Genomic DNA, 11,845 nt, shown 5'->3' with positions numbered 1-11,845 from the left:
CGCCATCTTCGCGTGCAGCTCCGGCAGCTTCGACCAGTGCAGCGCCTGCTTCGCGTGGTGCGCGGCGTGGTAGCCCAGGTTGCCCGTCATCAGGTTGTAGCCCCGGTGAAGGATGTTGTACGAGGCCTCCTCGTGCTTCTCCGTCTCGAGCCCCACATGGTGGAAGTAGGTGGCCCACGAGGTGACATAGATCGACACGCACATGGGCAGCAGGAAGACGAAGAGCGCGTTGTACCAGTTGTGCCAGAAGAGCACGCCGAGCAGCGCCACCTGCAGCACGCCCATGGCCAGGAAGATGCGCAGCGCCCGGGGGTGCTGCTCCCGGCCCACGCGGAACGCCCGCGGGTAGGCCGTGAGGGCCGTCTTGAGCGAGTACTCCACCTCCCCCATGGTCGTGCCATCGGGGCGCTTCCAGGTGGACTCGTCCTTCGACTGGTCCAGGTAGTTGCGGTGGTGGCCCACCACGTGGTGCAGGAACCAGGTGTGGGACGTCACGCCGGTCTGGAAGCCGAACACGATCTCCAGGAGGCGGTTGGGCAGGGCGTGGCGGAACATCGTCACGTGCTGGTGGTGGTGGTTCCACGCGCTGATCCACCCCTTGGGGATCGCCATCACGGCGAGCCACAGGACGGGCAGCCACCAGCTCCGGGCCAGGAAGTACATCGCCAGGTCGGCCGCGAACACGCACGCGAACAGCAGGACGGGAATGCGATCTTCGGGATGTTTGAACAGGGTCATACGCTCTTCCAGGATCAGCTTCGCAGACCAGGAGCCTCGTGGCCCGTACGCGCCACGTACTCCGTGTAGCCACCACCGTACTGGTGGACACCCTCGGGCGTCAGCTCCAGCACCCGGTTGGACAGCGCGCCCAGGAAGTGCCGGTCGTGGCTCACGAAGAGCATCGTGCCCTCGTAGTTGGCCAGCGCCGCGATGAGCATCTGCTTGGTCGCCATGTCCAGGTGGTTGGTGGGCTCGTCGAGCACGAGGAAGTTCGGCGGATCATAGAGCATCTGCGCCAGGACCAGTCGCGCCTTCTCGCCTCCGGACAGCACCTTGCACTTCTTCTCGATCTCGTCACCCGAGAAGCCGAAGCACCCGGCCAGCGCGCGCAGCGAGCCCTGGGAGGCGCGGGGGAACCGGTCCACCAGCGAGTCGAAGACGGTCTGGTCCGGCTTGAGCAACTCCATGGCGTGCTGGGCGAAGTAGCCCATCTTCACGCTGCCGCCGATCGACACGGCCCCATCGTCCGGCCGGGACTCGCCGGCGATGAGCTTGAGCAGCGTGGACTTGCCCGCGCCGTTCACACCCATGACGCACCAGCGCTCCCCGCGACGCACGAGGAAGTCCAGGCCGTTGTAGATGCGGCGCTTGCCGTAGCCCTTCACCACCCGCTCCAGCTTCGCCACGTCGTCGCCCGAGCGCGGGGCCTGCTGGAACTCGAACACCAGGGTCTCCCGGCGCTTGGGAGGCTCCACCTTCTCGATCTTCTCCAGCTTCTTCACCCGGCTCTGCACCTGGGCCGCGTGGGAGGCGCGCGCCTTGAAGCGCTCGATGAACTTCAGCTCCTTGGCGAGCATCGCCTGCTGGCGGTCGAACTGCGCCTGCTGCTGCTTCTCGTTCTGCGCCCGCTGCTGCTCGTAGAACTCGTAGTCACCCGAGTACGTCGTCAGCTCGCCGCCGTCGATCTCGATGATCTTCGTCACGATGCGGTTCAAGAACTCGCGATCGTGGCTCGTCATCAGGAGCGCGCCCTCGAAGCCCTTGAGGAAGTTCTCCAGCCAGATGAGCGACTCGAGGTCCAGGTGGTTGCTGGGCTCGTCCAGCAGCATCACGTCCGGGTTCATCAGCAGGATGCGGGCGAGCGCCACGCGCATCTTCCACCCGCCCGACAGGGCTCCGACATCCCCGTCCATCATCTCCTCGGAGAAGCCGAGGCCGGCGAGGATCTCCCGCGCCCGTCCCTCCAGCGCGTAGCCGCCCAGCTCCTCGTAGCGCCCCTGCACCACACCGAAGCGCTCGACGAGCTTGTCCATCTCGTCCATGCGGTCCGGGTCCGCCATGGCCGCCTCGAGCTGCTTGAGCTCCGAGGCCACCTCGGACACCGGCCCGGCGCCGTCCATCACCGCGGCCACGGCGCTCTGGCCGGACATCTCGCCCACGTCCTGGTCGAAGTAGCCGATCGTCACGCCGCGATCGACGGACACCTGGCCCTCGTCCGGGTGCTCCCGCTGAACGACCATCCGGAAGAGGGTCGACTTTCCCGCGCCGTTCGGGCCCACCAGGCCCACCTTCTCGCCCTTGTTGAGCTGGGCGGAGGCTTCGACGAAGAGGATCTGCTGTCCGTGCTGCTTGCCGATGTTGTCGAGACGAATCATGGGACCTCTACAAGATACAAGAGGGGAGGGGGAGACCCCCACCTCGGCCCTCTCCGCTTGGGAGAGGGGGCATTCACAGTGATGGGGTTCTCGGAAGCGTCAGGCTGCTCCGGCGGCCAGGTTCTGCAACTCCTGCCAGCGGGAGTAGAGGCGCTCCACCTCCGACGCCGTCTCCTCCAGCGCCTTCTGCACTTCGGCCGCCTTGGAGGCGCTGGAGTAGACGTTGGGGTCCACGAGCTGGGCTTCCAGCTCGGCCTTGCGCGTCTCGGCGGCCTCGATGGTCGCCTCCATGCCGTCCAGCTCCCGCTGCTCCTTGTACGAGAGCTTGCCCGGCTTGCGCGCCTGCTTCGGCTCGGCCGACACCGGGGTGGGCTCGGACTTCTTCGGCGCGGGAGCGGGCGTCGCGGCGGCCTTCGCCTGCTCCTTGAGCCGCCGGTACATGGCGAAGTTGCCCTCGTACCGCACCACCTTGCCGTCGCCCTCGAAGGAGAGGATGGAGGTGGCCACCTTGTCGAGGAAGTACCGGTCGTGCGTCACCAGCAGCACGCTGCCGGTGAAGTTCAACAGCAGCCCCTCGAGGATGTTCAGCGTGACGATGTCCAGGTCGTTCGTCGGCTCGTCCAGCACGAGGACGTTGGCGCCCTCCAGGAAGAGCCGCGCCAGCAGGAGCCGGTTGCGCTCGCCGCCCGACAGCGCCTTCACCTTCATGCGCTGCATGGGCACGGGGAAGAGCAGGTCGTCCAGGTAGTCGCGCAGCGCCACGCGCTGGTCGCCCAGCTCCACCCAGTCATCCCCGCGCGGCGAGGCCGCCTCGTACACCGTCTGCTCGGGATCCAACGAGGCGCGCGTCTGGTCGTAGTACGCCACCTTGGTGTTCTTCCCGATGACGACCTTGCCGGAGTCCGGAGGCAGCTCGCCGAGCAGCACCCGCAGGAAGGTCGTCTTGCCCACGCCATTGGGCCCGACGAGGCCCACGCGCTCGCCGCGCTGGAGCAGCAGGTCCACGCCCTTGAGCACGTTGCGCTCGCCGTAGGACTTGTGCACGCCCTCGGCCTCGATGACGGTGTGGCCCAGCCGGGGCGCCTGCATCACCTGCAAGCCCGCCACCTTCGGCCGCTGGAAGCCCTTCTCCTCCATCAGCTTGCGTGCCCGCTCGATGCGCGCCTTGCTCTTGGTGCGCCGCGCCTCGGGGCCCTTGCGCAGCCACGCGACTTCCTGGGCGATCCACCGCTCGCGCTTGTGCTGCGCGACGGCGGCGTTCTCCTGGGCGAAGAGCTTCTGCTCCACGTACGCTTCGTAGTTGCCCGGGTACGAGATGACGCCCTCGCCGGGCTGGATCTCCACGATGCGATCCACCAGCCCGTCCAGGAAGTAGCGGTCGTGCGTCACCAGCAGCAGCGAGCCGGGGAGCTGGTCCAGCTCGTCCTCGAGCCAGTCCACGGTGTCCGCGTCCAGGTGGTTGGTGGGCTCGTCCAGCATGAGCATGTCCGGCCGCATCAGCAGCGCGCGGGCGATGGCCACGCGCTTGCGCAGGCCACCGGACAGCTCCGCCACCGGCCGGTTCCAGTCCTTCACGCCGAGCCGATCCAGCAGCGTCTTGGCGTGGTGCTCCGTGTCCCAGCCGCCGAGCTGCTCGATGCGGTCCGACAGCACGGAGAGCTGCTCCAGGGGCTTGCCCTGGGCCTCGGCGGGCAGGGTCTCCAGCCGGCGGATCAGCTCGGCGTGCGCGGCCAGGGCCTCCTTGAGGGGACCCTGGGCCACGCTCAGCTCCGAGGCCACGGTGGAGCCCGGGGGAAACTCGGGCTCCTGCGGCAGGTAGGTGACACGCGCCCCGCGGCGGAGCTGGAGCTCCCCCGCGTCCGGACGGGACACCCCCGCCAGGATCTTCATCAGCGAGGACTTGCCGGAGCCGTTCACCCCGACCAGGCCCACCCGCTCGCCCTCTTCAATGGTGAGCGTCAGGCCCTGGAAGACGGTGCGGCTGCCGAAGGACAGTTGGACATCGGCGGCGCGAAGCAGGGTCACGTGTTTCTCGGAGGCAGTACGGGGGTTCTCGTCGCGGGCCCTTCTTTACAGCCACTTGGGCGAGCGAGGCCTCTGAGAAACAGCGGGCGTTGACGCCGGGGCCGACGAAGCGGGACGGGCCGCCTGAGGAGCGGACCCCTGGGAGCGCGGTCCCTGGCGGGTCTGCTGGCTGGCCGAGCGGCCTCCCTGGCCGGCGTTGCCGCCGCGACCGCCACCACCCCCCCGACGACGCTGGCCACCGTTGCCTCCACCCCGCTCACCCCGGTCCTGCCGGGGCTGACCCTGGGGAGGACGGGGGCTGCGCTGGGCCGGGGACGGGGCGGCGTCGAGCGACGTGGGCGAGGGCGCCGGCTGGCCCGAGCGGTGCGGATGGGCGTCCACCACCGGCACGCGCCGGCGGATGGTGCGCTCGATGTCCTTCAGGTACGCGCGCTCCTCGGTGTCGCAGAAGGAGAGGGCGATGCCCGCGGCGCCCGCCCGGCCCGTGCGGCCGATGCGGTGCACGTACGTCTCGGGGATGTTGGGCAGGTCGAAGTTGATGACGTGGCTGATGCCATCGATGTCGATGCCGCGCGCGGCGATGTCCGTGGCCACCAGCACCCGGCAGGCGCCGGACTTGAAGTCCGCCAGCGCCCGCTCGCGCGCGTTCTGGCTCTTGTTGCCGTGGATGGGGGCGGCGCCGATGCCCGCCGTCTCCAGCTGCTTGGCCACCCGGTTGGCGCCGTGCTTGGTGCGCGTGAAGACGAGCGCACGCTGGATGCCCTCGTTCTGCAGCAGGTGCACCAGCAGGCCGCGCTTCTGCTCCTTCTCCACGAAGTACAGCCGCTGGTCGATGGTCTCCGCCGTGGTGGCCACGGGTGCCACCTCCACCCGCACCGGGTGGGTGAGGATGCTGTTGGCCAGCCCCTGGATCTCCGGCGGCATGGTGGCCGAGAAGAAGAGCGTCTGCCGCTGCTTGGGCAGCGCGGCGATGATGCGCTTCACGTCGTGGATGAAGCCCATGTCCAGCATGCGGTCCGCCTCGTCGAGGACGAACACTTCCAGCGACTTGTAGGACACGAACCCCTGCTGCATGAGGTCCAACAGGCGGCCGGGCGTGGCCACGAGCACGTCCACGCCCTGCCGGAGGGCCTGCTCCTGGGCGTTCTGGCCCACGCCGCCGAAGATGACGGCGGAGGTGAGGCCGGTGTGGCGCCCGTAGTTGCGCACGCTCTCGCCAATCTGCGCGGCCAGCTCCCGAGTGGGGCTGAGCACGAGCACGCGGATGGGACGGCCGCGGGCGGGCGGCGGGGGACGGCCCACGGAGAGCCGCTGGAGGATGGGCAGGGTGAAAGCCGCCGTCTTGCCCGTCCCTGTCTGCGCGCAGCCGAGCACATCCTTGCCGGCCAGCACGTGGGGGATGGCCTGCTGCTGGATGGGCGTGGGCGTGGTGTAGCCCTCGGCCTTCACGGCGCGCAGCAGGGTCTCGGCGAGCTTCAGGTCTTCGAAAGTCATAGGTACTCGAGTTGGGGTGTGTCCCCGGAGGGCCCAGGACGGTGGGACGTCGGAAACCGTCGGGCCCGGAAAAAAAGAAGGCGCCCCCGGGGGAGGCGCCTTCCTTCAACAGCCTGGAACTGTCAGGCCGTGCAGCGCCGCATTACTTGCGCGCGGCCTGCTCGGCGGCCTGCTTCTCCTTGTACTGCGCCATGAGGGCCTCGGCCTCGTTGCGCGGCACCGGCGAGTACTTGGCGAACTCCATCGTGAACTCGCCCTTACCCTGGGTGGCCGAGCGGAGGTCCGTGGAGTAGCCGAACATGGTGTTCAGCGGCACCTCGGCCACCACCGTCACGTAACCCTCGGCCGTACCGGACTCGAGGATGGTGCCACGGCGCTGGTTGATCTGACCGACCACGGAGCCCTGGAAGTCCTCGGGAGCCTGGACCTCCACCTTCATCATCGGCTCGAGGATGATCGGCTTGGCGGCCGCGTAGCCCTCGCGGAAGCCCATGATGGCGGCGGTCTTGAACGCCTGCTCGGACGAGTCCACCGCGTGGAACGCACCGTCGTTGATGACGACGCGCACGCCCACCACGGGGAAGCCGATGAGCGAGCCCTTCTTGACGGCCTCCTGGAAGCCCTTGTCGCACGCGGGGATGAACTCGCGGGGGATGGAGCCGCCCACGATGTCGTCCACGAACTCGTACTGCTGCACGGCGTCGGCCGGCAGGGGCTCCACGTAGCCGCACACACGAGCGAACTGACCGGAACCACCGGTCTGCTTCTTGTGCGTGTAGTAGAACTCGCCCTTCTGGGAGATGGTCTCGCGGTAGGCCACCTGCGGCTTGCCGGCCACCACCTCGCAGTTGTACTCGCGCTTCATGCGCTCGATGTAGATCTCCAGGTGCAGCTCACCCATGCCGCGGATGATCGTCTGACCGGACTCCTCGTCCCGGTTCACGCGGAAGGTCGGATCCTCCTTGGTGAAGCGGTTGAGGGCCTTGGAGAAGTTGGCCTGGGCGTCGCGGTTCTTCGGGCTCACCGCGAGCGAGATGACGGCGTCCGGCACGAACATGGACGTCATCGTGTACTGCACGGTGCCGTCGGTGAACGTGTCGCCGGAGGCGCACTCGACGCCGAAGAGGGCGACGATGTCACCGGCACGCGCGTCGTTGATGTCGTTCATCTCGTTCGAGTGCATGCGAACGAGGCGCGGGACCTTGACCTTCTTCTGGTTGGCCTGGTTGACGATGAAGTCACCCTTGCTCACCTTGCCCTGGTAGATGCGCATGTAGGTCAGCTGACCGTAGCGGCCATCTTCCAGCTTGAACGCCAGGCCCACGAAGGGCTTGTCCGGGTTGGACTCGAGGATGATCTTCGCCTCGCCGTTCTTCTGGTCCAGCGCCTCGTTGGTGATCTCGGCCGGGTTGGGCAGGAACGCGCAGATGGCGTTGAGCAGCAGCTGCACGCCCTTGTTCTTGTAGGCCGAGCCGCACATGACCGGCGTCATCTTGAGCGCGATGGTGGCGCGGCGGACCGCGGCCATGATCTGCTCGTTGGTGATGGCCGCGTCGGCGAGGAAGAGCTCACCGAGCGTGTCGTCCACCTCGGCGACCTTCTCGATCATCTCCAGGCGGTCGGCCTTGGACTTCTCCGCGTACTCGGCGGGGATGGCCTCCTCCCGGATGATCTCACCGCTCTCACCGTCGAAGTAGAACGCCTTCATCTGGATGAGGTCGATGAGGCCCTGGAAGCGGTCCTCGGCCCCGATCGGGACCTGGAGACGCACCGGGTGGTGGTTCAGCTTCTCCTTGAGCTGGGCGGCCACGCGCTCATAGTTGGCGCCCGCGCGGTCCATCTTGTTGACGAACGCGATGCGGGGAACCTTGTAGCGCTTCATCTGCCGGTCCACCGTGATGGACTGGGACTGCACGCCCGACACCGAGCAGAGCACGAGGATCGCGCCGTCGAGCACGCGCAGGGACCGCTCCACCTCGATGGTGAAGTCGACGTGTCCGGGGGTGTCGATCAGGTTGATGTTGTACTCGCCCCACATGGCGTACGTGGCGGCGGACTGGATCGTGATGCCCTTCTCACGCTCGAGATCCATCGAGTCCATCTTCGCGCCGACGCCGTCCTTGCCACGGACCTCATGGATCTCGTGGATGCGGCCCGTATAGAAGAGGATGCGCTCGGAGAGCGTCGTCTTGCCCGAGTCGATGTGGGCGGAAATACCGATGTTACGAACCTTTTCGATGGGAACTTGGGAGGCCACGAGAGTCGGTCCTTCTGCTTAATTGAAGTCCTGCGAGAACAGGGCAGGGGGCGCCCTTACTTCCCGCCGCTTGAAGTTTCCAGCCAAATCGGCATGGAGCCGGGGAGCCGTGTACTCCCTCTCAAGCCGGAGGGGAAGCCCCCCCGGCTGCTGGGCTGCTGGAGGAGCCCCGCCTACACTGAGTTGCCGTTCATAACCAGCAAGCGTCCCAAAAGCTTCTGTCCCCCCTGACGATTTCGGGGGTAAGGGATGGAAACCCGCTCCGGATGGCTGTCGGAGGGGGGCAGAGGGTGAGGGGGGCTCGCCTCCCCGCCCGCGGAGGATTCACATGGCCAAGCCTACCGGTTTCGACAGGGACATCGGCTACCTGATGCCCTTCCTGGAGCGTGTGGCGGCCGCCGCTGGCGAGCTGCAGGACGCCAGCGCCCGCGCCGAGCTGACCCGCCTGATGGCCGAGGAGAAGGCGCGCTGGGCGCGCATCCAGGAACTGCTCGGAGGGGCCTCGGGGCGGAGCGCAGCTCCGGCCGCCGCGCCTCGAGGGGCGGCCATGGGTCCGGGCTCTCTCTCCGGTGCGCCGGAGGTGGCTCGCTCCCGCGCGGATGAGATCAACCGGGTGCAACCGCGCCAGGCGGGCCTCACCGTGGGCAGCCTCAAGCGGCAGTCATGAGTCCGTGGCGGGAGGGCTATAGAGGAGGCCCTCGGCCACCTCTTTGTCGGTGAGGAGCCGGAAGGTGCCCTCGGGCACGTCCAGCGCCACCCCGCCCACCGCCTCGCGGTGCAGGGCGCGCACCGGCAGCCCCACCGCCCCCAACATCCGCTTCACCTGGTGGTTGCGGCCCTCGGTGACCGTCACCTCCACGGTGTGCGCGTCGCGCACCCGCACCTGTGCGGGCCGGGTGGCGCCGTCCTCCAACTCCACCCCCTGGCGCAGCGGCTCCACCTTCGCCTCGTCCGCCTCGCTGAAGACGGTGGCCACGTAGCGCTTGGGCAGGAGCGTCTCGGGTGACGTCACGTGCGCCACCAGCTTGTCGTCATTGGTGAAGAGGAGCAGCCCCGTGGTGCCCCGGTCCAGGCGGCCCACCGCGTGCCAGGTGTAGCCGGCCAGCTCCGGGGGCAGTTGGGGCAGGAGCACCTCATAGACGGTGCCCACCCGGTGCTGGCGCACCGTGGAGGTGAGGAGCTCCGCCGGCTTGTGGAAGGCCAGCACCCGGGTGGGGGCCTCGAGCGACACGGGGAGGCCGTCCACGCGCACGCTGGCCCCCGGCGGCAGCGGGGCGAGGGGCTGCTTCACCACCTTCCCGTTCACCGAGACGCGGCCCGCCATGATGGCCTGCTCGGCCTCCGCCTTCGCCAGCACCCCGGCTCGCGCGAGCGCACGCGAGAGCCAGTCCGGCTTGGGCTTGCCCTCCCACCTCCCGGGATGGACGTGTTTGGCGGAAGGCGGCGGCGAGGCGGACTTGCGGGGAGGTGGCTTGTGAGACATGGCTCAGGCCACTGTAACGGTCGCGGGTCAGTGCCGCGAGGGTTCGTCGAGGCCACCGCCCTCGGCCGAGCCGGGCGTCGGGCCGGGCTCACCCTGAGGCACCTTCCGCTCTCCCTCGTCGGCGCCCTCGGCGGTGCCGGGTGTGCGTCCGGGCTCGCCCTGCGGTGGTGCTTCCCGCTGGGAGCGTTTGTCCGGCGTGTCCTCGGCCTCGTCACCGACTTCCATTCGCTCATAAGGCATGTGCCACATGGTCAGCTCCTTCCGCGTGGGAATCTCCGAAGAAGGTAGCGACCGATGGCGCGCACTACGGGAAAGGGCTCCTGGCCGCTCGCCGGGCGTTCGGGCGGGAGAGGGCTTGCAGGGGGACGCCCGGTCGCTCAGGCTCCCCGGCCCCGCTCTCCGGAGGACCCATGGTGCGTTCCATCCTGCTGCTCGTCCTGCTCGCCGTGCCGACACTCGCCGCCGAGCCAGCCCCCGCCCCCCGGCGGCCCGTCCACACCTACTCCATCGTCGCGAGAGATGCCGAGACGGGCGACTTGGGCGTGGCGGTGCAGTCCCACTGGTTCTCGGTGGGCTCGGCCGTGCCCTGGGCGGAGGCGGGCGTGGGCGCGGTGGCCACCCAGTCCTTCGTGGACCCGTCCTACGGGAAGCTCGGCCTGGAGATGATGCGCGCGGGTCGCAGCGCTCCCGAGGCCCTGGCCGGGCTGCTGGCCGCGGATGCCGCCAGTCAGGTGCGGCAGGTGGCGATGATCGATGCCCAGGGCCGGGTGTCGGCCCACACGGGAGACAAGTGCATCTCCGCCGCGGGCCACAGCGTTGGCGACAACTTCTCCGTGCAGGCCAACATGATGGAGAAGGACACCGTGTGGCCGGCGATGGCCCGGGCCTACCGGGAGGCCAAGGGCGACCTGGCCGAGCGGATGCTGGCGGCGCTCGAGGCCGCCGAGGCGCAGGGCGGCGACATCCGGGGCAAGCAGTCCGCGGCGCTCATCGTGGTGTCCGGCAAGTCCACGGGGCGTCCCTGGGCGGACCGCAAGTTCGACCTGCGCGTGGAGGACCACCCGGTGCCGCTCAAGGAGCTGCGCCGGCTGGTGACGCTGCAGCGCGCCTACAACCTGATGAACGAGGGGGACCTGGCCATCGAGCGCAAGGACACGGACGCGGCGCTGAAGGCCTACGCCTCGGCCGAGGCGCTGGCGCCGGGCAACGCGGAGATGGTGTTCTGGCACGCGGTGTCGCTCGTCAACGTGGGCAAGGTGGACGAGGCGCTGCCGCTCTTCCAGAAGACGTACAAGGCGGACCCGCGCTGGAAGGAGCTGGTGAAGCGGCTGCCGAGGTCGGGGCTGCTGCCGGAAGACCCGAAGCTGATGAACCGGCTGCTGGGCGCGGTGCGTTGAGCCTCAGCGCAGCTTCTTGGCGAGGGTGTGCAGGGCGGCGAGCCACAGCCTCGCCTCCTTGCGCGTGAGCCGGGAGCGCCGGAGCGGGGCGAACAGGTCGCGCAGCCCGGTGCGCCCGGCGTGCTTGTCCACGAGGAAGCCGCCAGTGACGAGGGCGTCCTCCAGGGCGGACTCCACCTGGGCGAGCTCGGTGTCGGTGGCCGCGACGGGGAGGGGCGCCGGTGGAGGGGGCTCGGAGGCGAGCGTGGCCATCCGGAGCTCGTAGGCGTACAGCAGCACGGCCTGGGCGAGGTTGATGGAGGGCTGCTCGGGAGCGGTGGGCACGGCGGACAGGTCGTGGCACCGCTCGACCTCGGCGTTGGTGAGCCCGCTGCGCTCATCGCCGAAGACGAGCGCCACCGGGCCCTGGGCGGCGCGCTGCACCATCTCCTCCGCTACGGCGCGAGGGGACAGCCGCCGCTTGCCCTCCACCTTGCGCGAGCTGGTGCCCACCACCCACACGCAGTCGGCCACGGCCGCATCGAGCGAGTCCGCGCGGCCAGCGGCCTCCAGCACGTCGTCGGCGTGGACGGCGAGCCGGCGCGCGGGGGCGAGGTCCTCGGCCTCGGGGTGCACCCAGGTCCACTCGGACAGCCCGCAGTTCTTCATGGCCCGGGCGGCGGCACCCAGGTTCTCCGCGTTGCGCGGGCGTAGCAACACCAGCCGGATGGGCAGAGGCATCGGCCGCGCACCTTACCGTGGCCGCGAAGGCCGCCGGACGCCTCCAACCATTTTGACGCGCGCCCCGGGCTTCGCTTGTAGACGTCTACAAGCG

At 69.0% G+C, this 11,845-nt stretch carries 10 protein-coding genes; 2 read left to right on the top strand and 8 right to left on the bottom strand.

Annotated features, from left to right (window positions below; genetic code table 11):
* The 5 genes from VF697_RS13735 to fusA form a co-directional block, all read right to left on the bottom strand.
* Nucleotides 1-738: fatty acid desaturase (locus VF697_RS13735; RefSeq protein WP_331095048.1), on the bottom strand; the 738-nt coding region annotated here is incomplete at its 3' end.
* A gap of 14 nt (nucleotides 739-752) precedes the next feature.
* Entirely contained in the window at nucleotides 753-2,375 is a 1,623-nt protein-coding gene (gene abc-f, locus VF697_RS13730; RefSeq protein WP_331095046.1) for a ribosomal protection-like ABC-F family protein, read from the bottom strand.
* Nucleotides 2,376-2,474: 99 nt separating this feature from the next.
* On the bottom strand, nucleotides 2,475-4,400 hold the full coding sequence (locus VF697_RS13725) for an ABC-F family ATP-binding cassette domain-containing protein (RefSeq protein WP_331095044.1): 1,926 nt from the start codon (nucleotides 4,398-4,400) through the stop codon (nucleotides 2,475-2,477).
* A 45-nt stretch (nucleotides 4,401-4,445) separates the two neighbouring features.
* Nucleotides 4,446-5,894, bottom strand: coding sequence for a DEAD/DEAH box helicase (locus VF697_RS13720; protein ID WP_331095043.1), 1,449 nt, complete (start codon nucleotides 5,892-5,894; stop codon nucleotides 4,446-4,448).
* A 142-nt stretch (nucleotides 5,895-6,036) separates the two neighbouring features.
* On the bottom strand, nucleotides 6,037-8,151 hold the full coding sequence (gene fusA / locus VF697_RS13715) for an elongation factor G (RefSeq protein WP_331095041.1): 2,115 nt from the start codon (nucleotides 8,149-8,151) through the stop codon (nucleotides 6,037-6,039).
* Nucleotides 8,152-8,479: 328 nt separating this feature from the next.
* Between fusA and VF697_RS13710 the strand changes: the two genes are divergently transcribed.
* A complete protein-coding gene (locus VF697_RS13710; protein WP_331095039.1) occupies nucleotides 8,480-8,818 on the top strand; it encodes a hypothetical protein in 339 nt (112 codons plus the stop codon).
* Here the strand turns inward: VF697_RS13710 and VF697_RS13705 are convergent.
* Nucleotides 8,813-9,634 carry a pseudouridine synthase gene (locus VF697_RS13705; RefSeq protein WP_331095037.1) on the bottom strand — a complete coding sequence of 274 codons (822 nt, stop codon included), beginning with the start codon at nucleotides 9,632-9,634 and terminating at the stop codon, nucleotides 8,813-8,815. The two genes, VF697_RS13710 and VF697_RS13705, sit on opposite strands and share 6 nt — an antisense overlap.
* 27 nt (nucleotides 9,635-9,661) lie before the next feature.
* A complete protein-coding gene (locus VF697_RS13700; protein ID WP_331095035.1) occupies nucleotides 9,662-9,874 on the bottom strand; it encodes a hypothetical protein in 213 nt (70 codons plus the stop codon).
* Nucleotides 9,875-10,044: 170 nt separating this feature from the next.
* Between VF697_RS13700 and VF697_RS13695 the strand changes: the two genes are divergently transcribed.
* Nucleotides 10,045-11,031 (top strand): DUF1028 domain-containing protein, encoded by a 987-nt coding sequence (locus VF697_RS13695; protein WP_331095034.1) that lies wholly within the window; start codon nucleotides 10,045-10,047, stop codon nucleotides 11,029-11,031.
* A 3-nt stretch (nucleotides 11,032-11,034) separates the two neighbouring features.
* Here VF697_RS13695 and VF697_RS13690 read toward each other — a convergent pair whose 3' ends face one another.
* Nucleotides 11,035-11,751, bottom strand: a complete 717-nt coding sequence (locus tag VF697_RS13690; protein ID WP_331095032.1) for an RNA methyltransferase — start codon at nucleotides 11,749-11,751, stop codon at nucleotides 11,035-11,037.
* Nucleotides 11,752-11,845 lie beyond the last annotated feature (94 nt).

This window comes from Archangium sp. (assembly GCF_036388035.1).
Lineage (GTDB): Bacteria > Myxococcota > Myxococcia > Myxococcales > Myxococcaceae > Archangium.
The sequence above is the reverse complement of the archived record's forward strand: the minus strand, read 5'-3'. Positions and strand labels throughout refer to the sequence as shown.